At 62.4% G+C, this 23,883-nt stretch carries 17 protein-coding genes; 4 read left to right on the forward strand and 13 right to left on the reverse strand.

Translation table 11 applies throughout. The features are described 5' to 3' along the window. The first annotated feature begins 102 nt into the window (after positions 1-102). Complete coding sequence (locus tag QZ409_RS10350) at positions 103-699, forward strand: hypothetical protein (RefSeq protein ID WP_296710371.1); 597 nt, start codon at positions 103-105, stop codon at positions 697-699. 98 nt (positions 700-797) lie between these two features. Then, positions 798-2,006 (forward strand): TAXI family TRAP transporter solute-binding subunit, encoded by a 1,209-nt coding sequence (locus tag QZ409_RS10355; protein WP_296710374.1) that lies wholly within the window; start codon positions 798-800, stop codon positions 2,004-2,006. A 140-nt stretch (positions 2,007-2,146) separates the two neighbouring features. Here the strand turns inward: QZ409_RS10355 and QZ409_RS10360 are convergent, their stop codons facing one another. From QZ409_RS10360 to QZ409_RS10370, 3 genes are all read right to left on the reverse strand, one after another. Then, entirely contained in the window at positions 2,147-3,211 is a 1,065-nt protein-coding gene (locus tag QZ409_RS10360) for a patatin-like phospholipase family protein (protein WP_296710376.1), read from the reverse strand. A gap of 128 nt (positions 3,212-3,339) precedes the next feature. Then, complete coding sequence (locus tag QZ409_RS10365) at positions 3,340-5,970, reverse strand: FAD-dependent oxidoreductase (RefSeq protein ID WP_296710378.1); 2,631 nt, start codon at positions 5,968-5,970, stop codon at positions 3,340-3,342. A 71-nt stretch (positions 5,971-6,041) separates the two neighbouring features. Next, positions 6,042-6,503 (reverse strand): cyclic nucleotide-binding domain-containing protein, encoded by a 462-nt coding sequence (locus QZ409_RS10370; protein WP_296710381.1) that lies wholly within the window; start codon positions 6,501-6,503, stop codon positions 6,042-6,044. A 151-nt stretch (positions 6,504-6,654) separates the two neighbouring features. Between QZ409_RS10370 and QZ409_RS10375 the strand changes: the two genes are divergently transcribed. Both QZ409_RS10375 and QZ409_RS10380 read left to right on the forward strand, forming a co-directional pair. Beyond that, complete coding sequence (locus QZ409_RS10375) at positions 6,655-8,889, forward strand: adenylate/guanylate cyclase domain-containing protein (RefSeq protein ID WP_296710384.1); 2,235 nt, start codon at positions 6,655-6,657, stop codon at positions 8,887-8,889. Between the two features lie 102 nt (positions 8,890-8,991). Continuing rightward, the gene (locus QZ409_RS10380; protein WP_296710386.1) at positions 8,992-9,720 is read left to right on the forward strand and encodes a FecR domain-containing protein; all 729 of its coding nucleotides are present in this window, start codon (positions 8,992-8,994) and stop codon (positions 9,718-9,720) included. 43 nt (positions 9,721-9,763) lie between these two features. Here the strand turns inward: QZ409_RS10380 and QZ409_RS10385 are convergent, their stop codons facing one another. From QZ409_RS10385 to QZ409_RS10430, 10 genes are all read right to left on the reverse strand, one after another. After that, positions 9,764-12,916 carry an autotransporter-associated beta strand repeat-containing protein gene (locus tag QZ409_RS10385; RefSeq protein ID WP_296710388.1) on the reverse strand — a complete coding sequence of 1,051 codons (3,153 nt, stop codon included), beginning with the start codon at positions 12,914-12,916 and terminating at the stop codon, positions 9,764-9,766. A 147-nt stretch (positions 12,917-13,063) separates the two neighbouring features. Then, positions 13,064-13,468: a DUF3307 domain-containing protein gene (locus tag QZ409_RS10390; RefSeq protein WP_296710560.1), complete on the reverse strand. Its 405-nt coding sequence runs from the start codon at positions 13,466-13,468 to the stop codon at positions 13,064-13,066. 293 nt (positions 13,469-13,761) lie between these two features. Continuing rightward, positions 13,762-14,406: a bifunctional 4-hydroxy-2-oxoglutarate aldolase/2-dehydro-3-deoxy-phosphogluconate aldolase gene (gene eda, locus QZ409_RS10395; RefSeq protein WP_296710393.1), complete on the reverse strand. Its 645-nt coding sequence runs from the start codon at positions 14,404-14,406 to the stop codon at positions 13,762-13,764. Next, positions 14,403-16,235, reverse strand: coding sequence for a phosphogluconate dehydratase (gene edd / locus QZ409_RS10400; protein WP_296710397.1), 1,833 nt, complete (start codon positions 16,233-16,235; stop codon positions 14,403-14,405). The genes eda and edd overlap by 4 nt, the downstream gene beginning before the upstream one ends. 39 nt (positions 16,236-16,274) lie before the next feature. Beyond that, entirely contained in the window at positions 16,275-16,994 is a 720-nt protein-coding gene (pgl, locus tag QZ409_RS10405) for a 6-phosphogluconolactonase (RefSeq protein ID WP_296710399.1), read from the reverse strand. Further along, positions 16,991-18,469 (reverse strand): glucose-6-phosphate dehydrogenase, encoded by a 1,479-nt coding sequence (gene zwf, locus QZ409_RS10410; RefSeq protein ID WP_296710402.1) that lies wholly within the window; start codon positions 18,467-18,469, stop codon positions 16,991-16,993. Before zwf ends, pgl begins: the two co-directional genes overlap by 4 nt. A 171-nt stretch (positions 18,470-18,640) precedes the next feature. Further along, positions 18,641-20,080 (reverse strand): carbohydrate porin, encoded by a 1,440-nt coding sequence (locus QZ409_RS10415; protein WP_296710405.1) that lies wholly within the window; start codon positions 20,078-20,080, stop codon positions 18,641-18,643. A 27-nt stretch (positions 20,081-20,107) separates the two neighbouring features. Beyond that, complete coding sequence (locus QZ409_RS10420) at positions 20,108-21,037, reverse strand: ABC transporter substrate-binding protein (protein ID WP_296710408.1); 930 nt, start codon at positions 21,035-21,037, stop codon at positions 20,108-20,110. Between the two features lie 32 nt (positions 21,038-21,069). Continuing rightward, complete coding sequence (locus QZ409_RS10425) at positions 21,070-22,047, reverse strand: ribose ABC transporter permease (RefSeq protein ID WP_283364728.1); 978 nt, start codon at positions 22,045-22,047, stop codon at positions 21,070-21,072. 56 nt (positions 22,048-22,103) lie between these two features. Continuing rightward, a complete protein-coding gene (locus QZ409_RS10430) occupies positions 22,104-23,708 on the reverse strand; it encodes a sugar ABC transporter ATP-binding protein (protein ID WP_296710412.1) in 1,605 nt (534 codons plus the stop codon). Between the last annotated feature and the right edge of the window lie 175 nt (positions 23,709-23,883).

The following is a 23,883-nucleotide window of genomic DNA, read 5'->3' on the forward strand; positions in this document are numbered from 1 at the left end:
CGCTTCAAGGCCAGCGCCGCAACCGCAAAAGGACGAAAGGAGAAAGCCAATGCCTTGACCAAAACCTGACCGCAGGAACATAAAAAGGCGGGTCACTTCTCAGTGAAAATCCCGGGTCAGTTCCAAACGGAAATCAACACTTTGGGCGATGGCGGATGGTTGCTATACGCGAAGGATAGCAAAGATGCCGTGATCTGGCCGCCGCCGCACTTTGTCGGCGTCATGGAACTTACTGTCTCATTGATTGTCGGTTCAGACGTTAACGCCGCCTCAGAAATGGGACGATTGCGATTCGAATGGGTGGCGGAGAAAGTTGCGGAGATAAAGCTCTCGGGGGAAACGCGATCTGAGGCCAAGGTTCAGAACGAAGCGCCTCCACCAGCAAAGTCAAGAAATCAAGCGATCCGTCAGCTCTCGCCCGACGAGACGGCTGCTTTGTTGAAGCGCGGAACCGAATTGGTCGCGAGCGGTGATCTTGCAGCGGCGCGTTTGGTGCTGCAGCGCGCGGCCGAGGCGGGCAATGCTCGCGCAGCCTTCACACTGGCCGGGACCTACAATCCGATCACGCTAGGGGAACTCCAGGTGCACGGCCTTTCGCCAGACTTAGCCACAGCGCGGCACTGGTACGAAAGAGCTAACGAACTCGGATCGCCAGACGCGTCACGAGAATTACAGGTGCTGACCATCAGGCGGAACTAAACGGCGCCTATTCGGTTCCGTTCTTGGACCAAACCTCTCGCAACCTTGGAATAAACTCAGATCGATCGAAGTCAGTTCGCCATTTCGAGGAAAAGGTCATGAGCGCCATACGTATATCAGCAAGAAATGGATTGATATTTCTATGCTTGTTTTTGGTGACGCCACTTCACTTGGCAAGCGCCGAGAAAGGATTGGATCGGCATCAAAAAAAAATGCGTGAGACAAACGATATTGCCGTCAGCATTGTCGTGTCTGGCCTCTCCTGCACCTGCGCTCGATTCGCCGAAGACATCCGCAATGTTGTGAACGACTTGCGGCCTGGGGGCTTGCGGGTCTTGCCCGTCTTGGGCGTCGGCGGCCTACAAAATGCAGACGATGTTCTGTTCTTGAAAGGTATCGATATGGGCGTTGTCGATGAGGACAACCTTCGTCTGCTTAAGAAAAGGGATCCAGTCCTTTATGCGAATATTGAAAAGTCAATTCAGTATATAACTAAACTTTACAACTCCGAATTTCATGTTCTCGCAAGGAACGAGATAAAGAGCTTTGATGATCTGCGCGGCAAGCGGGTAAATTTCAATCTCAAGTCAAGCCAGACGGAGGTCAGCGCCGACGTCATTTTTGACGCCCTCAAAATCGATGTCGAGAAGACGAATTACGATAATGATGAGGCGATGCAGAAACTGAAAAACGGTGAAATCTCGGCAATGATCGTTCTTACGGGAGCGCCTCAAGCAGCACTTTCTAGAGCGAAGAACGAGGATCAGGTTCACTTCTTACCGCTCGACGAAGAAAGCTTGCCAGATCACGATCTAAGCGGGATATTATCTTATTACCTACCTGCGGAATTAACGCATCAGCAGTATCCTAATTTAATTGACGAAGGAACTTCTGTGGCGACTGTGGCGAACAGGGCGCTCCTGGTTGCCTATGCCTGGCCGGAAGACTCCGATCGCTATAGGAAACTAAATAAATTCGTACAGGAATTTTTCGGAAAGATTGATCAATTTCACAGCGCTGCGCGGCATCCTAAGTGGAGCGAAATTAATCTATCGGCCGAAATCCCTGGTTGGACGCGGTTCAAACCCGCGGCAGATTGGCTTGCATCCCATCAAGTCATTGCCACCGTGCAAACGCCAAGCGGCGGAGCGGCCGACCAACCCAGTTCCGAGTTAAAAGCGGCGTTTGAGCGTTTCATCGAAAACAACACTGCGACCTCTCGTCTTAAAAGCTTGTCTGCGAGCGAGCGAGAAAAGCTTTTAACTCAATTCATGAGATATCTGGAGTTACAAGAAAAAGGACAATAGGCTGCTTCTCGACGAGATCGCCGGCGACGACGCTTTCGAGGAAGACATACTTGTAACAAAAGCTTCCGACACTCGCGTCGCTAATCGACATTTCTCGCCGAAAGGCCCCGCTGCTCCTTGAAGCGGTCCGTCATCTCAACTCAAAGATAAGCCTGGTCGATATCGACTGTCGACTCTATGCCCAGCTTGGAAAAGTTCGCTGCGAGCCAGTCGCTTGCGCACCGACGCCCCTGATCACGAAGATGGGTGATGAAATCCCAGTCAGCATTATATTTGCTCACGGCATTGAGGCTATTCATGAGTTTGTCATTCGCAACGCTGTGGATCAGAACATGTTTGAGCGCGGGATCAATGATTTGATGTTCAGCAATGAGCTTGGTCACAAAACTCACCGCGCGCATCTCGCGCATAAGCGAGGAATTGAAGCTGACCTCATTAATGCGGTTCAAAATTTCGTCTGCGGTTCGCGGCGTTTCGCTACGGTACAAAGGGTTGAGATGGACGATGAGAATATCGGCGCTCCGACAGTTGTAGATGAGCGGGAAAAGCGGCGGATTTCCCATATAGCCGCCGTCCCAATAGGCCTCGCCGTCGATCTCGACCGCTTGAAACATCGTGGGAAGGCACGCCGAAGCCAGCACCGCCGACACCGATATTTCGTCCTTTTCAAAGACCTTGATCTTGCCCGTGCGAACATTGGTTGCAGACAGGAAGAGCTTGACCGGACAATCCGGCCCTTTCAGCACGTCAAAGTCAATCGACTGCTCCACTGCATCCTTGAGTGGATTAAAATTCATCGGGTTGAACTGATAGGGCGACAATAAACGCGTCATGAAGCCAAGGATCGCAAACGCCGGCGACGAGCTCAATGAGAAGTCCTTCAGCATCCAATCCATGGGGCTAGGCTGAAGAGGGCCGAGGCGGGCGGCGTCGCTGATGCGCCGCCAAAATGCGGCAAGCACCTCGCGGGCTCCTTCGCGGCCGCCAACAGCAAGTCCATAGGCGAGGACCGCTCCATTCATCGCCCCGGCGCTGGTCGCGCTGATCCCCTCGAAAGTGAGACTTTTCTCCTCCAGAAGCCGGTCGAGCACGCCCCAGGTGAAGCCGCCGTGCGCGCCACCCCCTTGGAGAGCCAAATTTATGGTTTTCGCTGCAGGCTTTGAACGGGGCTTTCTCACTGCTTCCGGTATTGAATCAGCAGTCATAGTCTCAACCCCGCCGCGTTGCCGAATGAAGTTTCGTTCTGGGCGCCACGCATTTGCCCGGCGCCAGAAATTTCCCGTCATGCTGGCCTGACCGCGCAGGCTCTGGCGGCGTCAATAATTCGAAATGCTTATTGAACCGACGCTGATGCGCCAACGCTTTTCAACATCGCGTCGAGACCGCCTCCCGCCTTGATTACCTTGGTGAATTCGCGCGACTCGCCTGGCGGCCCGACAAAAACGGCTCCAACCAACTGACCGTCGCGCGCGTTGAGCCGCCACCAGGCCTTGTCGTCCTGCTGAGCGGTGAAGGTCTCGTCGTCGTTCTGCGGATCGACGCGGCCAAAGCTCCGCAAATCGATGCCGTCGCATTTGAGCTGCAACAGCAGGTTCGGAACAACATAAGGTTTAGCGGCGCCAAGGATCGCGGCCGCCGCGGTCGCCGCCTGAGCCGAACCGACCGGCCATAGCCCGCCCATGGCGCCGGGGAATTCCGCGACGTCGCCGACCGCGTAAATGTCGGGGTCCGAGGTCCGCATGAAGGCGTCGACCTTAACGCCCCGCCCGACTTCGAGCTCGCAGCCGCGTGCGAGTTCCGCGTTTGAGACAGCGCCGACGCTGGCGATGAACAGGTCGCCAGGAATCTCCTCCCCGCTCGCAAGCCGAAGCGAGCGCAGGATTTCCTCTCCGACAAAGCTCTCGATCGCCGCGTTGGTCACAACCCGGACGCCGATGGCTTCGAGATATTGGGTCAGTTTCAACGCGCCGATCTCGTCGAGCTGGCGATCCATCAAACGGCCGGAACGCTGGAGGATGGTCACGTCGAGGCCCAGATGATGCAGCGCGTCGGCGGCTTCGATGCCGAGAACGCCGCCGCCGATCACCACGGCCTTGCGAACCTGATGACCCTGGACCCGCGCGCGAATCGCCAGCGCGTCATTGGCCGTGCGCAGCACGAAGGCGTTGGGATATTTGTCATAATCCGCGCCCGGCGAGGCAGCGCGCGCGCCGGTGGCGAGAATGAGGCGGTCATAGGCGAGCGGCTCGCCGGCGCCCAGCACAACCTTCTTCGCGCCGCGGTCGATCCGCGTCGCCTTGGTGTTGCGCCAGACTTCGATGCGGTTGGCCTCGTACCATTCGTCGGGCAGCAACGCGAGGCCGTCCAGCCCTGAACGGCCATAGATGGCGCGCCCGATCGCCATGCGATTATAGAAATGGTGCGGCTCGTCGGTCACGACCGCGATTTCGACCGAGGCGCTCGCGCGACGCAGGGCTTCGACCACGCCGAGGCCCGCCACGCCATTGCCGATCACCACCACCTTGCCCAGCCCCAAAGCCTTGGCCGGATCGAGCGCGGGCTTGGCCGCAGCGGCCGCCGGCTTGTCCTTGGCCTTGCGCGTATCGACGTCGATTACCACAGGCCCGGAAACCTGGCACATGCAGGCCAGACGCGCCTTGCCTTCCAGACCGAGGCGTCGCAGCGTCGCCAATTCGTCGTCGCCCGGCGGCGACAGATTGCCTTCGCCTTCGCAGACCGCGACGGCGTCCGCGCCACACATGCCCGCGCGGCAGCCGAAATTGATCTTGACCCGCGCCGCTTCAAGCGCATCCAGGAGCGTCTGGTCCGGCGCAACAGGGAAGGAGGCGCCAGAGCTTTGCTCGACCACCATGGCGGCCGTGGAGCTCGCGAGACGTTCGCGTAGGCTTGCCCGGCTCTGGTCGACATGAACCTGATCGGCGGATTTCGACGCTTCGCGAAAAACCTTTTCGTTGCGCCAGCCTTGCACGGACACCGCGGCGGCAAGGACAAGGCCAAGCGTTCGGCTCGCCTCCGAGAGCGCCGCAGGCGGCGCGAACTGCGCCAGCTGGCCCACCGTCTTCACCACGATCGGCCCGGCGAAATAATAAAACGCGATGATGGCGAGACCGGCAAACAGATTGGCGGCCCGAAACGGATTGAGCGCGAAGAAATTGACAATGATCTGGTAGAGGCCGACGGAGGCGCAGGTCGCCGCGAGCAAAATAAGGAAGTGCCAGGGCTCGCCATAGGACGGCGAGGGACCCTGCAAGAAATAGCCGAGGATCATGCCCGGCATCATCGCCATGAAGAAACGGCGCTGTCCGGCATAACGCGGATCGTCGTCATACATGTCGCCGAAGATCGCCGCGCGCGGGTTGAAGTCGTAACAATTCTTCTGGCAGCCGAGGCAGGTCGGGCAATAGCCGTTGCGCACCATCACCAGCGGGGCCTGGCCGTAATCGCGTTGGATCGGGCCGAGCGGGCAGAAGGTGCCGCACCAGCCGCTGCGGCCCTTGTAGATCCATCCTCCAACGAAAGCAGCGGCGAGGACCGCGAGAACGCCCAGGGCGACGGCGGGTCCGTCGCGGTTGAGATCCGGGACGCGCATCGCGACGGCAAGAAAAAAAACGCCGACCGCGATGGAAAAAGCTGCTCCCTGCAGGCCCTCCGGCAGAGTGTTCTCGCGCGAAAAGCCCGAGGCGCGCGGCATCTGGTTCAGAAAAGCCATGGGGCAGACCTGCCGCCACAATCCCGGCGCAACGACCAGCAGCGCCGGCACGACCGGAATGATGAGGCCCCAAAACAACAACAGGCCAAGGTCGGGCGTGAACCACAGGATCGCGGCGACGGCGAAAGTGATTGCGAGCGTCGCGAAACGCAGGACATGCCAGAGCGCCACGGGAACGCGAGGTTCGATCTTGCTGTAATTGTCGAAAATTTTGCTCGCGGATACTGCTGCCATCGCGCGGGGCTCCATCGCAGAGCGCGCCCCCCCGGGGCGCTGGGATATTCAGGTCAAGTCGCGGAGAAGGATCAGACGGAAAGATTGAGGCGGCGGATACGCTGGCTCAGCACCCGGCCGAGGTCCATCAACAGCTTGTGGGCGATGCGCGGATGCCAGGCGGCAAGCTGTTCGAATCGGTCCTGATGCAGGGCCAGAACCTCGACGTCCGATTCCGCGATGACATGGGCCGAACGCGGCGCGCCGTCGAAAAAGGACATTTCTCCGAAAACCGAGCCCTCGCCGATGGTCGCCAGGCGGCGGCGGCCCGAGGGTCCCTCCACGACGACCTCCACATCGCCCGAGGCGATAAGATAGAGCGTGCGGTCTCGCTCCCCGGCGGTGAGAATCTGCGCGCCCTTATGGAAGCTGCGGCGCTCCATCAGGCCGAGAAAGCTCGTCCATTCGGAATCGGTGAGATCGCCGAGGATTCGTCCCCCGGCGCCGACGACATCGGCCTGAGGATCTTCATAATTGAATAGATTCAGCGCCATTGAAGCCGTCTTCTATCCTGGCTGGAAAGTCGGGACGCTCGACCGCGTCCGGCGAAACTCATGTTGAGGCGGTCGAAAGCTTTACATTATGTGTGCGCTATTGCGGGATAATGACCGAGCCTTTCATGCGGCGTCAAGGCGGGGGACGCATTTGCGCAAAAGACGGAAATCCTGGTCGCGTTTTTATCGCCTCGTCGTGGTCTTCAACCTGGCCGCGACCGCCGCGCTCGGCCTGAGCCGGCCCGATTTTTTGGTCGATCTCCGCAACAGCGTGTTCGACCGCTTCCAGCGGCTCGATCCCGCAGGTTTCGATCCGGATTCGCCCGTGCGCGTCGCCGCCATAGACGAACAAAGCCTGGCCGCGCTCGGGCAATGGCCCTGGCCGAGGACACGCCTCGCGGAACTGACCGACAGGCTGCGCGAAATGGGCGCGGCCGCGATCGGTTTCGACGTCGTGTTTGCCGAGCCGGACCGGCTCAACCCCGATTCGCTCGCGGCCCTTTTGCCGAAGGACGCAGAGGCGCAAGCGCTGGCGGAAAAGCTCGCGCAGACGCCGAGCAATGATTCCCGTTTCGCCAGCGCGCTCTCCAAGGCGCCCAGCGTTATGGGGCTCAGTTTTCTTTCGTCCGCCGGGAGCGCGCCGCGCGCGCCCCGAATGGCGCCCAAGGCCGGGTTCGCCATGGCTGGCGACGATTCCACGAACTTCTTTCCGGCTTTCGCGGGAATCGCCGCGCCTTTGCCCCCGCTGGCCGGCGCCGCGGCCGGACTTGGCGCGATCAACTGGATTCCCGACCACGATCAGGTGGTGCGGCGCGTTCCGCTGGTCGCACGGTTTGGCGACCTTCTGTTTCCGGCGCTTTCGCTCGAAGCCTTGCGCCTTGCATCGGGCGCCTCGACAGTCGTAATCCGGGGCTCCAACGCCAGCGGCCAAAGCGATTTCGGCGCACGGACCGGCGTCAATGCGATCAAAATTGGCGAACTCACGATCCCGACAGACGCCCAGGGCGCGATCCGGCCGCGTTTTTCGCTTTCGCACCCGCGCCGGATGATTTCGATCGCGGCGCTGCTGCGCGGCGAAGTGGCGGAAGACGAGATCAAGGGGCGGATCGTCCTCGTCGGCCCGACGGCGGCGGGTCTTGGAGACATCAAGGCGACGCCGCTCGAAGCCGCCGCGCCCGGCGTCGAAATCCACGCCCAGATCCTCGAACAGATGCTTTCCGGGACGTTGCTGGCGCGTCCCGACTGGAGCCCCGGCGCGGAACTTGTCGCCGCGCTGCTGCTGACCCTGCTGATGGCCCTCATTTTGCCGGCGCTGTCGCCTCTCGCCGGCGGCGGCGCCGGCGCCCTGATCGTCGCCGGCCTTTTTGGCGGGGCCTTCATGGCCTTTTCGAAGTCGGGCCTGCTGCTCGATCCGGCGCAGCCTTCGCTCTCCGTCGCTTGGCAGACTCTGACCGGCCTGCTGGCGCTGTGGCGCGCCGAGATCGCATCGCGTCGGCATATTCAAACCGCCTTCGGCAAATATCTCTCCCCTGTCGTGGTGGAGCGTCTGGCGGAGCAGCCCGAGCGCCTCGCTCTGGGCGGCGAGACGCGCGAGCTGACGGTGATGTTTGCCGACTTGCGGGATTTCACGAAATTGTCGGAAGGGCTCGACGCCCAGGAGGTGACGCAGCTGATGAACGCCTTTCTGACGCCGATGACGGAGGCCATCCTCATCGCCGAGGGCACGATCGACAAATATATCGGGGACGCCATCATGGCCTTCTGGAATGCGCCGCTCGATGTCGCCGACCACGCGCGGCGCGCGGTCGCAGCGGCGCTCGCCATGCGCGGCGCGCTGGAAGAGCTCAATCGCGCGCGGCAACAAAATGCAGGCGGCGCCGTCCTGCCCTTGCGAATGGGAATCGGCCTCAATCTCGGCCCTTGCAGCGTGGGCAACATGGGATCCGCACGGCGGTTCGATTATTCGGCGCTGGGCGACAACGTCAATCTCGCCTCCCGTCTCGAAGGCGCAAGCAAAGCCTATGGCGTGGACATCATCGCGGCGCAGACGGTCGCGGATCGCGCGCCTGAAGCCGCATGGCTCGACCTCGGCGGCCTCGCCGTTAAGGGCCGCGCCGCGCCGACCCGCGTCTTCGCTCTGGTCGGCGACGCCGCTCTCGCCGCGACCGACGCATTCCAGAGCTGGCGCGGCGCGCATATAGACATGCTCGCGGCCTTCCATGCGGCGGATTTTGCACGCGCAGCGCGACTTGCCGAGGCGCTCGAAGCATCCGCCGCCCCGAATTGGGGGGCGCTGTACCGCGTTTTCAAGACGCGATTCGCCGCTTTGGCGGAGGAGGAACGCTCAGAAGCGCCGGCCGCCCTGCTGGCGCTTGATGCGAAATAGACGCATTCCTGCAACATCCCGGGTTTTGACGCCGGCCCACGTGGGCAAAGCGCGCGCCCTGCCCTATAGTCTCGGCAACGACGATCCCTTCCAGGACCCATCATGTCCCTAGCCTTACGGACCCTGCCTGCCGCGCTTTCCTGCGCGCTCGCGCTTTCCTGCGCGCGGGCGGAGGATCGCATCGGCGCGACGGCCCTCGCCAATAATGATGTCGCCCAAATCAGCGCGGGCGCGGTCCAGCCTCTTCGCGTCAACGATTCCGTCTTCCGCGACGAGACTGTGCGCACCGGCCAGGACAGTTCGGCGAAATTCGTGTTCGTTGACGCCACCAATCTGGCGCTGGGCCCCGTTTCCACGGTCAAGCTCGACCGTTTCGTCTTCAACGACCAGACCAGCTATTCCCAGGCGGCGGTGAATCTGGCCAAGGGCGCGTTCCGTTTCAGCTCCGGCAATTCGCCCAAGGACTCCTATGAGATCCGCACTGGAAACGCGACAATCGGGGTGCGCGGCACGGTGCTCGACATCCATGCCCGGCCCGGACGCACGGTTGTCACGCTCGTCGAGGGCGGCGCTGCAGTCTGTCCGCGCGCTTATTTTGACGGCGACCCGCGCCGACTCAACGCGCGTCAATTGAAGACCTATCATTGCGGCGAACTGGTTCGCCCCGGCGACACCATTGTTGTCACCTCGGCCGGAGCCCAGCCAAGTCAGAAGCCATTTTCCTTCGCCGACGCCGCCTGTGGCCCGGACCCCGCGCTTTGCCGCCGTGACCGTTACGCCGGACTCAGCGCGCCTGGGGCCACGCCGGCCGGCCGGCTCTGCGGACGCTGATCAGGCGGACCGCCGTCCATAGGCTTTTGTCAAAGCGCATTTGTCAAAAAGAATAGCGCAGATCGACGCCGCCGTGGATCGTCACGCCCACCGGCTCAGCGCCGAGCGTTCCATCCGCAAAAACATCCGCCACAAGCCCTTGTGCGACACGATAGCCCAGCCGTAGCCCATATTCGGCCCAGGTATAGTCATTGCCCCTGGTCTGGATATTGCTGTAGCCGAGGATCGAGCCGCGCAGGCCGCTCTGCGATCCGAAGGATTGCGCCAAGGCGAGGTTGACCTGGCTTTCGACATTGGGAACGAAAAGATGCGTCCATTGCGCGCCGAAGCGCGCGACATTGATTGCGTCCATTCCCGGCAAGATCGTCGCCGGCGAGCTGTTGTTGAGGCTGGTTTCGACAAAGCCGCCGGCGTTCTGCCACACGCGCGACAGGCCGCCATAGACCGAGCCTTCGTCGACCGGCGACCAGCGCGTGACCCAGCCGGCCTTGCCGAATATGTCATAGGAGTCGGCATTGGACGCGCCCCGGCCCTGGCGTAGGGCGACGCCATCGAAATAGCCGCGCCTGTAGTTGACATTCTGCCAGGGAGAGGCGGCGGCGCCGATTTCGGCGAAGGGCCGCGACGCGCCCCATTCGGTCTTGTCGTAGCGAAGAGCGGCGAGGAAGATCGGCGAACTGGTCACTTCGACTTCGCCGCTGTGATATTGAGCAAAGGCCGCGCCGCCAAGCAATGCAAGATCGTCGTTGATCGCGTAGCGGCCATGCACGCCGGCGCTGAGCGAGCCCACCGAGCCGAAGGCGCTGACGCAATTGGTGCAATTAATCTGTTCGTTAAAGCCGTCGAGAATGCTGGCGAGCACCTGATAGGTCACGAGGGCGCCAAAGCGGTCATTGGCCTGCGTCTGAAACGAATTCTGCGCCGCCTGCCGGGTCAGGCCATTGAAGGCCAGATAGACGTCGTTGGAATCATAGGCCAACACGGGCAGAAGCGAGCCCAGGCCAGAAACTGTCAGGCCGGAGAAGGCGCCCGTCACACCGCCCGCCGCGGTGAGGATCGTGTAGCGCGAACCGATGGTCGGCGCGCCTCCGCTCCAGAGCGCCGCGACCGTTCCGCCGACGCTTGCTGAACCGGTCGTCGCAAGCAGGCTCGATCCGGCGGGCGAGAAGGCGACTGAAAAGATCGAACCCGGCGCTAAGGATACGTTGCCAGTCGCATGCAGCGTTCCAAAAGGCTGCGCCGCATTGCCCGGCGCCAGGACGCCCCCCGCAAGGACATCGATCGCGCCGACCGCGCCGACGCCGCCCAGGGTCGCGCCGGCATAGACCGTGGCCGGAGAGACGATAGAGCCGTCGACCTCGAGCAAGCCCTGCGAGACCAAGGTCGCGCCGGTATAGGTGCTCGCGCCGGTCAGGATCAGCGCCCCCGAGCCGATCTTCGTCAAGCTGCTGGCGCCGGAAATGCTGTTGGAGAAGGTGATCGCGCCAGCGCCGGTATCGATGGTCGGATCGGTCACGCCCGTGAAATGGATCGGATTGGCGAGCGTCATGCTGGCGACGGAAAAGGCCAAGGTCGTTCCGTCGTCCATCGAAACCGGACCGCTGCCGAGCGCCGTGGCGGAACCGACGACAATCTTGCCGCCAAGCAGATTGACGCCGCCCGAAAAACTATTCGCGCCGTTCAGGGCTAGCGTTCCGGCGCCCTGTTTGGTCAGGATCAGCCGGCCCGCCCCATCGGTCAGCAGTCCGTCAAAAGCAAAGGACGCTCCGGTTCCGCCGACAATCAGCTGCGATGCGATGCGCCCTCCCCCCGAAATCGTTCCCGCGCCGCCGATTGCCGCGAGCGTTAACGCGTGGCCGACAAGATTCAAGAACGCGCCGCTGTCAACAGTGACGGTCGTCAGTCGGTTAAGCGCATTGTCGACGCCCATCGCCAGCGTCCCGGCCCGAACTTCCGTGCCGCCTCCATAGGTCGCGACGGCGTTGAGGGTCAGCGTTCCGGCGCCGTCCTTGACCAGCGACCCGGTCGCCGCGCCATCAACGAGCGCCGAACCGATCGAGCCGTTGAAACCATTGGTGTCTATGATTCCCTGCCCGTTGAGCGAGAAGGACGTCGGCGAGATCGTGAGGCCCCCGGCCATGAGCAGCAATCGCGCGTCGTTTTCGAGACCGAAGCTTCCAGCGCTCGCAGCAGTCGCGTCGTTGATCGCCAAAGTTCCCGAAGAAACCAGCGTGCCGCCCGTATAAGTCTTGGCGCCATTGAGATAAAGCGTCCCCAGGCCGCTCATACGCAGGCCGCCGGCGCCCGTAACGTCGCTGTTGACGGTCAGGGTCGTGCCCGCATCGGGCGAGAAATTGCCATAGCCGCAGCTTCCAGGCGCGGCGCAGCCGAGCGAGAAAACGCCGCCGAAGCCGCCGTTGATGTCGGCGACGGAGCGCAGCGTCGCCCCGGGCGCAAGGGTCGCCAATGTCGCTACGGACGGCGCGCCGAGATCCTGGGCGACGGAAATGACGACCGCCCCCTGCTGGATCTGGACGCCGCCGCCGAACAGATTTCCTGCCGCGGAATCAAGATAAAGCGATCCGGCCCCAGTCTTGATCAGCCCGCCGTCGGAGGCGAGCGGGCTGCTCGGCGGCTGATAGCCGAGGATGTTCGATGCGATGTGGATGTCGCCGCCACTGGTGTCGACCGTCGCAGCCGCCTTGGAGGCGAGGCCGATGAGCATCTGGTTGACGATCGTGACCGGCGCGCCGCCGGTCGAGGCGAGAATGGCGTTGCTGACGGCGACAGTCCCGCCGCCGAGGGTGGCACCGCTGTTGATCGCCAGCGTTCCACCGGTGACTGCAGTCGTGATCGGAACTGCGCCCGGAAAAGGGAAGCCGGTGTCGCCGGTCTGCGTTGCCGTCCCGGTCAAGGTTAGCGCGCCCGGGCCGACCTTGATGACCCCGAAAGAACTTAGGCCGTCGGCCATGGTTCCCGCGAAGGTCGAGCTGCCGCCATTGATCCCGATGGTCAGGATCGAAGGCAGACGACCGCTATTGGTGACGCTCGTAAAACCATTGAGCGTGTCGACGGAAAGATTGGCGCCGGCGAGATCGAGCGTTTGCGCGGCGGCCGGCCCGAAATTGGCAACGGCGACGCCTGCGGCGGCGAAGGCGGCCCGCAGGACGAAAGAATGGATATGGCGCCTGTGCATCGGTCGGGCCGGCTCGTTGAAGGGGCTGGCGGGTTCCCGGCATGATTGCGCGAGCGTCCTGCGCTCCGTCAAGCCCATGCCTTGCAAGAGCTTGGGAAATAAAGCCTCTTCTCCGATTCGGCGCCTCCCTGTTGCCGGGGAAGCACATCACCTATTTGCGGCGAGCAGCACAGCGAGGCCGAAATCGGTAAGGTGATGGATCGCCTGATCGATGCCCAGCAACCACCAGAACCAGGCGTCCTGCCCGGTCAGGCGAAAAGTCGCAACGCAATAGCCCTTGGCGCGGTCGACGCCCAGATGAATGCCGAAATCGACCAGTCCGAGGAACCAGAATTGCGGCGCCAGCACGAGAAGCCCAAGCGTCGTCACAACGCCATGGATGGCGCAATGGACCAGCAGCGGCATAGCCCAGCCTTTCGGCGCGTCCTTGCCGAGCGCCATCCAGCGGGTCTGCAACAGGAAATCGCACAAAATATGCTTGCCGGTCAGGACCAGCATCCAAAAGACGAGCGCGCCGAGAGGAATCGACAGGTCAGCCGAAAATGTCGTCATGCTCTCGTCAGGATTGGCGTTGAGGAACGTCGCCACGCGTTCCGTCGGCGACGCGCTTGAACGAGATAGCATGAAGACCAAAGGCCCTTCAATCGCCGATGCTTTATCCCCCTGCCCCAAGGCGATACCGCGCTGGCGAGGACAAATTGGTGAGCGACGGCGTCATTCCCTGACTCGCTTCGCGACGTGGTCCCTACATTGCTGCAAGGGCTGATCCTTGGGCGCCGCGCCGCGCGGGATCCAAGTCATCGCTTCGGGCAGGCCCAAGGAATCGCCCAGCGAACATCGGGCGATCAATTCCGCAGTTGCGCTGCATTTTTGCTGGCGGCGGTCACCGCCGCCCAGTCGCGCGCTGCGATCGTTTCAGGCTTGAGCATCCATGAACCGCCGACGCAAATGACGTTGGGAAGCGCAAGATAGCTCGGCGCGCTTTCAAGCGTCACGCCTCCCGTCGGACAAAACTGCAATTGCGGCAAGGGCGAGGCCAGCGCCTTCAGATAGGGCGCCCCGCCGGCTGGCTCGGCGGGAAAGAATTTGGCGAAGCGATAGCCGCGTTCGATGAGCGCCATGGCCTGGGAAGCATTCGCAACGCCAGGCAATAGCGGCGCCCCTAATGAGGCCGCGGCGTCCAGCAGGGCTTCCGTCGCCCCCGGCGACACCGCAAAGCGCGCGCCAGCTTCCTGCGCAGCCGCGAGTTGACGCGGGTTGAGCACCGTGCCGACGCCGACCACCGCGCCTTCGACTTCGGCTGCAATGATTCGGATCGCTTCCAGCGCCACTTCAGTCCGCAGCGTCACTTCGATGACGGACAAGCCGCCAGCCACCATGGCGCGCGCCAAGGGCGCCGCGTCGGCCAGCTTTTCAATCACGACGACCGGAACGACCGGCGCGCGGCGCAGAATGTCTTCGAGTCCGTCTTGCGGCAGTTGCGTGGTCATGCGGTCGCTCCTGAAAAAATGCTGGCGCCCCGGTCGGCGGGCCCGACGGACGCCCGAAACTGGGCAAAGAGTTCGCGGCCCACGCCGACATGCGAGGCGGATAGATCTTCGGTCGCGAGCGGACGCGCCGCCCATTCCTCGGCGGGAACCAGAACCGTCAGCGTTCCCGCGACTGCATCGAGCCGAATGAGGTCGCCATCCCGGACTTTGGCGATGGATCCGCCGTCCAGAGCTTCCGGCGTGAGATGGATCGCCGCGGGCACTTTGCCCGAAGCGCCCGACATCCGGCCGTCGGTCACGAGCGCGACCTTGAAGCCGCGATCCTGCAGCACGCCGAGCGGCGGCGTCAGCTTGTGCAATTCGGGCATGCCGATCGCGCGCGGCCCCTGAAATCGGATGACGGCGATGAAGTCGCGCTCGAGTTCCCCAGCCTTGAAGGCCGCCTGCAGCGCTTCCTGCGAATGAAACACCAGCGCCGGCGCCTCGACGACATGCCGTTCCGGCGCGACCGCGGAGATTTTGATCACCGCCCTGCCGAGATCGCCTTCGAGGATGCGCAAACCGCCCGTGGCGCTGAAGGGCGTCTGCACGCCCCGCAATATCGTATCGTCCCCACTCGACGCCGGACCCTCGCGCCAGGCGACCTCGCCATCTTCGCCGAGGGTCGGCTCCTGGCTATAGGAGGCCAAAGTCCCCCCGAAAACAGTGGCGGCGTCCGCATGCAGCAGCCCGGCGCCCAGCAATTCGCGGATGACATAGACGGTGCCGCCCGCCGCATGAAACTGGTTCACGTCCGCCTGTCCGTTCGGATAGACCCGCGCCAGCAGCGGCGTGACTTCGGCGACCTGTTCGAAATCGCGCAGGTCCAGCGTCAGCCCCGCCGCCGCCGCCATGGCGACGAGATGGATCACGGCGTTGGTCGAGCCGCCGGTTGCGGCGAGGCCGGCCATCGCATTGACGACGGAGCGCTCGTCGATCATCTGGCCGACCGGCAGGAATTGCGCGCCCAACGCGCTATGGCCGATGACCTGCCGGACCGCGGCGCGGGTCAAGGCGTCGCGCAGAGGCGTATCCGGATTGACGAAGGACGAGCCGGGAAGATGCAGGCCCATGAATTCCATGAGCATCTCATTGGTGTTGGCCGTGCCGTAGAATGTGCAGGTGCCTGGCGCATGATAGGAGCGGGCCTCCACCTCCAGCAGCGCGGCCCGATCGACCTTGCCCTCGGCGAAGAGCTGGCGGACGCGGTTCTTCTCGGCGTTCGGAACGCCCGACGGCATCGGCCCCGACGGGATGAAAATGGCCGGCAAATGTCCGAACGACAAAGCGCCGATCACGAGACCCGGAACGATCTTGTCGCAGATGCCAAGCAGCGCGACAGCGTCGAAGGTCTGGTGCGACATGGCGACGGCCACCGCAAGGGCGATGACATCGCGAGAGAACAGCGAGAGCTCCATGCCGGCCTCGCCTTGGGTGATCCCGTCGCACATGGCGGGGACGCCGCCTGCGACCTGGGCGGTCGCGCCAAAAACGCGCGCCGCTGACCGGATCAGTTCGGGATAACGCTCATAAGGCCTGTGGGCGGAGAGCATGTCGTTATAGGCGGTGACAATGCCCAGATTTGGCGTCGAACCCTTGCGCAGCGCCGCCTTGTCGTCGGCGGCGCAGGCGGCGAAGCCATGCGCCTGATTGGCGCAGCCCAGGCGCCGGCGCTGAGGCGCGGCTGACGCGGCGGCGGCGATCCGGTCGAGATAGCGCCTCCGCGCGTCCCTGCTGCGGCGGGCGATCGCCTCGGCGACCTCGCCAATTCTGTCGTTCAACATCGTCATGATCTGTCCTCGATTTCTGATCGCCCCGCGTTAACAACGCTAAACGCGCCAGAACGTCTCCAGCGGTTCCCCGCGCAAAAAGGCCCGAATTGGCATGTCTTCGACCGGCCCCCGCTGCTCGGCCGCGTGCAAGGCGCGTAGCTTGGCCGCGCCTTCGATGTGCAGAAGGATCAGGCCCGCGTTCCGGAGCGTTGGAAAGGTGAGCGTAACGCGCGGCTCGACGGCCCCGGGCGCGCGAATGATCGCCACCTTCCGTTCGGTCGAAGGGTTCAAGGCTTCCGCCAGACCTTCGCCCTTCGGGAAGAATGAGGCTGTGTGGCCATCTTCGCCCATGCCAAGGACGACGACGGCCGGCGGAAGCGGCAATGTTTCGATACGGGCGGCGACCTCGTCGATTCCGCCTTCGGGCGTTGGGCTCGCGTTGGTCAGTGGAATGAAGCGCGCCGCAGCCGCCGCATTGCGCAAGAGGCATTTGCGCACAAGCCGGGCGTTCGAGCGCTCGGACTTTTCATCGACCCAACGCTCGTCGACCAGCGTGACGTCGACCGCGCTCCAGTCGACCTTCTGCTCGGAGAGCGCTTCGAAAAAGCGAACCGCCGTCGCGCCACCGGACACGGCGAGCGCCGCGCGCGGGACCTCTCGCAAGCGCTCCGTCAAGGCGTTGGCGACGCGAGCAGCCAGCGCGGCGGCCAGCGTCTCGCTGGTCTCGAAAGTGCGAAGCGCGACCGCCGTTGGGGCTTTGGGCCGGGACTCGTTCATTCGCCGTCCTCGACCCAGGTCCGGCCGTCGCGCTCGATCAGGGCGACAGAGGCCGACGGACCCCAACTGCCCGCGACATAGGGGCGGGGCGCCTCTTTCGAGTCCGCCCACGCCTGACGGATCGGATCGATGAACGCCCAGGCGGACTCGACTTCGTCACGCCGCATGAACAAGGTGGCGTTGCCCCGGATCACGTCCATCAGCAGCCGCTCATAGGCCTCAGGGGCATGAACGCCGAAGGCTTCGGCGAAGCTCATGTCGAGCGGCACGTGCTGAAGGCGGAAGCCGCCCGGTCCCGGCTCCTTGATCATGAGCCAGAGCTTGATGCCTTCATCGGGCTGGAGCCGGATGACGAGCTTGGTCTGGTGAACCTTGCCCGCGCTCGGCGGAAACAAGGCGTGCGGAGCTTTGCGGAAGACCACGACGATTTCGGAAATCCGTTCGGGCAATCTCTTGCCGGTGCGCAAATAGAAAGGAACGCCCGCCCAGCGCCAGTTCTCGATTTCGAGTTTCAACGCGACGAAGGTCTCGGTGACGGTGTCGGGATCGCCGACTTCGTCGATATAGCCGCGCACGGCCTCGCCGAACGCCGCGCCCGCGCGATATTGTCCGCGTACGGTCCGCTCGGAAGCGTTGCCCGCATCGACCTTCAGCAGCGACTGGAGCACCTTGCGCTTTTCATCGCGCACTGCATCTGCGGTCAGCGACGCCGGAGGCTCCATGGCGACGAGACAGAGCAGTTGCAGGAGATGGTTCTGCACCATGTCGCGCAGCGCGCCGGACTTGTCGTAATAGCCCGCGCGGCTCTCGACGCCGATGCTTTCGGATACGGTGATCTGCACATGATCGATATGGCCGGAGTTCCAGAGCGGCTCGAACAGGGCGTTGGCGAAACGCAAGGCCATCAGATTCTGCACCGTCTCCTTGCCGAGATAATGATCGATTCGATAAATCTGGCTTTCCGCGAACACCGCGCCCAGGGCGTCGTTGATCGCGGCGGCCGAGGCGCCATCCTTGCCGATCGGCTTTTCGACGATCACGCGCGCGGCAGGCGTGATCAATTGATGCGATGAAAGCCGGTTCGCGATCTTGCCGAATAATTCGGGCGATGTGGCGAGATAGAAAGCCCGGACTCGCGCCGGATCGTCTCCCAGAATTGTCCCGAGATCGGCCCATCCAGCGTCGCCGCCCGCATCCACGGTGACGTAATCCAGCAAAGCGACGAAGGCTTCAAGCGCGTCGGAGTCCATGACGTGGGCCGGATCGAAGCGCTTCAGCGCGTCGGCGACGGCGAAGGCGAATTCCTCGCGGCTCATGCGCTGGCGCGACACGCCGACGATGCGTGTCCCCGGCGAAAGCTGGCCTTCAATATGGCGGCGGAACAAGGCCGGATAAAGTTTGCGATAGGACAGGTCCCCGGTCCCGCCGAAAACCACCAGATCGAACGGCTCGACTTGCAGAATTTGTGTGGTCATTGCAGAGAAACCTGTCTCGTGTTTCACGGTGATCGATCCGCATGTTCGTGTTCAGGCAGCGCCGGCGCGCTCAGGCGGTTCGGCGGCGTCGGGTGAAATTTTTTGCGTGAGCTTCGGGAGCGGCGCGGCTGAATGTCTTGACGACAGAATTTTCAGCCGCGCCGGACCAAGTCAGAACACTTTCTGCTGCCGCTCGTTCCTGCTGATATCCTCGGCGCCAATTCCGACCGCTTTCGCGAGGTCGACATTCAGTTTGAAGCCGACGATGAAGGCGCTCGGGATGTTGCTCGCCCGCTTCGGCTCGTTGAGGTTATCCGGGTTGATGATAGCCTGCAGGTTCGGCGAAAGCTGGACCGCTGGCGTGATCTGCCAGCCGTAGTTCAGCTCCATCATGACCATGTAAGGCGGCGGCTTTGTGAAGCTGCCGACGGTGGCGCGCGCCAACCGCACATTGTTCAGCGCGTTGTCGCTCCACTTCTCCAGGTTGACGACGAAGCCGAGCGTGTCGGCGTCACGCCCAGCGAAGGTTCCCTGCTGCAGCAGCCCAAGTTCGTAATATTGCTGCATGACCGGCTGACCGGAGGTCGCGCTCATGAAGACGCCGAAAACGGTCAGGCCGCGATTGGAGTGAGGATCGGGACGCGTGATCATCTGATCGAAGCGCGCCCAGACGCCCGAGCGACCAAACAAGGTCGCGTAGGGCTGGCCATTGATCGCCGCGAAGCCGCCATTCTCGGAATAAATCGGGCTGGTATAGGAGGAGCGGTCGACCCAGCCGCCGATCTGATAATGGCGCGGCAGATCGTCATTCTTGAAGCTGGTCGCATAGCCGGCCTCGAAGGGGACAATCGCGCCGGTCGCATTGGCCGTGCTCCAGATTCCCCACGGATAGGCTTGGTCGTGATCGAGAGGATTGACCTCCCAGACGCCGCCGTGGAGGTAGATCTTGTCGGTTAGCCAGGCCTTGACGTCGCCGCCCCAGCTCGACGACGGAAATCCGGAAAAATTACTGGCGAAATAGATCAGCGCCGGATTGCCGCAGGTCGAGTTCACCATGAAATGGCAGTAAATCGGCGAATCCAGGAAGGCGATATTGGCGGGGCTGCGCCCGACCGTCACATCCAGGCGGTCATCGAAGAACTTGCGCTCGAGCGTGAACACCGCGAGATGCACGCTCTGGATGCCATAGATTTCCTGAGGCCCGATAGAACTGCCGATATAATAGCGGGACAGTTGGATGCCTTGCCGATCGACCATGGCGAAATGGACATAAGTGTCTTTCGCCGCTTGCGAGGCGAGCATTTTGCCGAGGTCAATGTCCAGGCCGAAATAGACCTGGCCAGCGTAGGTCGCGCCCCGGCTGATTCCTCCGACCGGATTGCCCGCCGGCTCCGCCGTATAGCTGGACGACACGGTAACGCCATGGTCGTACAGGGTCTGCCCGACATTGGCGAAGCTGTCCTGCACCCGCGCGCCGACGACGTCGCTGACGCTTGCGCCGAAACCCGGCGACGCGGTCGCCTTGTCCGAACCCGCTTGCTGCGCGAAGGCTTGCGCTCCCATGAACAGCGCGGCCGATCCGGCCAAGGCTGCGATTGAAACTCGTGACATTTCGTCCTCCCTCCTGACCGATTGCGCTTAACGATGAGATTCCCAGCCCGCATATTCGGACACGTTTTTCCGGGTCACGAGTTGAGGCGGAATGAGGGTGGTCGCAGCGGAAGGCTTTTTCCCGTTGAGCAGGTCATTGCCGAGCTGAACGCCAAGCTTGGCCATCGCATAAGGGTCCTGGCTGGCGGAGGCCTCGATCAGGGTATTCGACTTCAACGCCTTTTCGATATCGGGCGCGCCATCGACCGACGCGATGACAATATTGGTGCGCCCGAGCTGCTTGGCGGCGAGGTCGCTGCCGATGGCCTGCGGATCATTAATCGTGAAGACCGCGTCGAGCTTCGGGTAACGGGTCAGATAGCCCTGCATGACGGCAAGGCCGCCGTCGCGCGAGCCTTTGGCGTCCTGATCGGCGGAGAGCACCTTGATTCCGGCAGCGGCCGAGAACGCCTTCTTGCAGCCTGTCACGCGATCGATCACCGAAGAAACCTGCGGGCCGTTTTCGATGATGACATCGCCCTTCCCGCCGAGCTTGTCGACGATGAACTGGCATGCTTCTTCGCCAGCTTTCACATTGTCGGTCATGATCGTGATGTCGGCGCCGTCGGCGGCTGTGTCGACGGCGACCACGACAATGCCCGCAACCTGCGCGCGCTTGATGGCGGGGGCCACCGCATGGGGGTCGCCCGGGTTGAGCAGAATGAGATCGACGCCGGCCGCGATGAAATTGTCGATCTGGTTGAATTGCTTGTTGAGGTCGTAATCATAACCCAGGGTCGTCACCTTGACGCTCGGGTTGATTTTTTGCGCCTCCGCCGCCGCGCCCTTCGAAATGGCGACGAAGAAGGGATTGCCCAGTGAGGCGAGCGAAATACCGACCGACTTGAGTTCCTTTGCCTCCGCCGGCAGCGTCAGCATGGCGGCAAGCAGCGCGCCCGCGATCTTGAATTTAGACATGGCGTTTCTCCCGTTGATTTTTTTGCGTTGGTTCAAGTCCGCGCGGAGCCGCGCAGGCGATAGCGGTCGAGCGCGACGGCGCCGATGATGACGAAGCCCTTGATGATGAATTGCCAGATGTCCGAGACGCCGGTCAGGACGAGACCATTGGTCAGGACCGAGATGATCAGAGCGCCGATCAGGGTTCCCCAGATCGAACCGACGCCGCCAACGAAGCTGGTTCCGCCCAGAATGACCGCGGCGATAGCGTCGAGCTCATAGGACTGGCCGAGCTGCAAGCCATTGGCGGCATAGAGGCGAGCCGCCGACATGGCGCCGCCGAGGCCGGACAAAAGGCCAGAGACGCCATAGACGAAGAGCAGCACAAGCGGCACCCTGATGCCGGACAGCCGGGCGGCGTCGGGGCTGCCGCCGACCGCATAAATGTGCAGGCCGAGAACCGTACGGCGCAGGACCGCCCAGGAAATCACGACGGTCGCGAAAGCGATGACGACGAGCCAGGGGATGTTGAAGATCGAACCGTTGCCGATAAAGGCGAAGGGCAGATCGGGATTGAAGACGGTCGTGTCATTGCCGAGCAGCCGGGCGAGACCACGCACCGCCGTCATCGACCCAAGCGTCACGATGAAGGGCGGAAGCCGCAGGAAGGCGATCAGGCCGCCATTGCACAGACCCAGGACCAGACCTCCGGCGAGCGCCGCGGGGAAAGCCAAAAAGGAGGCGCCGGGGACCAGGGAAATCGAGACGGCGACCATTGCGGAGGCTGCAAGGATCGACCCGACCGAGAGATCGATTCCCCCCGTCAATATGACGAAGGTCATCCCGGCGCCCAAGACCGTATTGATGGAAGCCTGTTGGGCGATGATGGACAGATTTTGCCAGCTCAGAAACCGACCGCTTTGCCACGCGTGGCTGAAATCGGCGGTCTCCGCATATCCCGTGACCAATTGGAACAGGATGCACAGAATGAGGAGAACCGGCAGCATGCCCATCGTTTGGATGAGCGGCATAAAATTGAGCTGATGCTTCTTCAAAGCATCCTGCAAGGCATTCCCGGTTGATGCGTTCATGATGCGCGGCTTTCCAGGTTCGAATATTGGGGGTGGCGATGTTCGGGGACATCGCATTCGGATGCCGCCGTCAGAATGGCGGCGATATTGTTCTGGTTGATCGCGGCGTTGGTCGGACCGCCTAGTTCGCCGGCGATGCGGCCTTCGCGCATCACTAGAACCCGATCGCAAATGCCGATCAGCTCCGGCAATTCCGACGAGATGACGATGACGCCGATGCCGCGCTGGGCCAGGTTGTCGATCAGGCGATAGATCTCGGATTTGGCGCCGATATCGACGCCCCGCGTGGGCTCGTCGAGGATCAGCACCCGAGGGTTCAGCTCCAGCAGACGCGACAGCAAGACCTTTTGCTGATTGCCGCCCGAAAGAGCGCCGACAAGTCCCTTTGGCGAGGTTACCTTGATATTGAGGTCCTTGATCGCCTGGGCGCTTCGCTCCCGGCTCTTGCGGAAATTGAGCAGGCCGCCCATGCGGGCGTCCCGGCTGGCGACCCCGACATTGATGTTGTTGCAAATGGACATGTCGAGGAAGAGCCCAAGCTCCTTGCGATCCTCGGTCAGATAGAGAATGCCGGCGCGAATGGCGTCGAGCGGCGTCGCGATCCGCTTGACGACGCCATCGACCGCGACGCTGCCCGCGCTGGACCTGTCGGCGCCGTAGATCAGGCGCGCCAATTCGGTGCGTCCGGCGCCAACCAGCCCGGCGATGCCGAGAACCTCGTTCTCATGCAGTTCGAGCGAGCAGTCCTTGACGCGCCGGGCGTCGGACATTCCCTTGACCGAAAGAATCGGTTTGCCGCGAAGATTATGCGCGTCATGATTCTTCTTGTAGAAAGTCGAGATGTCGCGCCCGACCATCATCTGTACAATGGCGTTCGGGCTGATCGCATGCGTTTCCAACGTTCCGACATAGGTTCCGTCGCGCAAGACTGTCACACGATCCGAAAGCTCGTAAATCTCTTCCATCCGGTGGCTGATGTAGACAATGGCGAGACCTTCATCGCGCAATGCGCGAATGATCGTGAAAAGCCTTTCCGTTTCCCGCTCGGAAAGCGTCGTCGTCGGCTCGTCCATGATCAGGATTTTCGAATTGGAATGGACGGCGCGGGCGATCTCGACGAGCTGCCGCTCGGCAAGGGTGAGATCGCAAACCTTGGCGTCAGCCGTGAAAGAAGCCCCGAGGCGTCGCAGCACTTCGGCGGAGCCCTCGATCATCGCGGTCCGATCGAGCCAGCCGGCAGCCAGGCCTTTCCCCCGAAGTTCGCGCCCGAGATAGATGTTCTCGGCGACGCTCAGATTGGGGGAGAGCGAAAGCTCCTGGTAAATGACGGCTATGCCGAGCGCCTTTGCGGCCATCGGCCCGGTCATGGCGACCAGGGTTCCGCCGATTGAAATTTCGGATCCGGCGTCGGGGCGTATGGCCCCGGCGAGAATTTTCATGAGCGTCGATTTCCCGGCGCCGTTTTCGCCCATCAAGGCGTGAATTTCGCCTTCGGCGACGCTGAACTGCACATTGCGCAGCGCCCTGAGCTTGCCGAACGTCTTGGAGATATTGCGCATCTCCAGGATCGGGCCAGCCGATCGCAACTCGATCTCCGACATGTTTCCTCCCCAACTGACACGGTCCTGAATGAGCCTCGCTCATCGATCGGACGCTGTTTGTCGCGCCTCTGTGTCTGTTCCGGTGACCTAACCTCCCACCAGTCCGCCCTCCTGTCAATAGATAAATCATTTTGGTTTATTAATTGACGCGGAGGCCGATATGGGGCATGTTGAG

The organism is Rhodoblastus sp. (genome assembly GCF_019449565.1).
Classification (GTDB): domain Bacteria; phylum Pseudomonadota; class Alphaproteobacteria; order Rhizobiales; family Beijerinckiaceae; genus Rhodoblastus.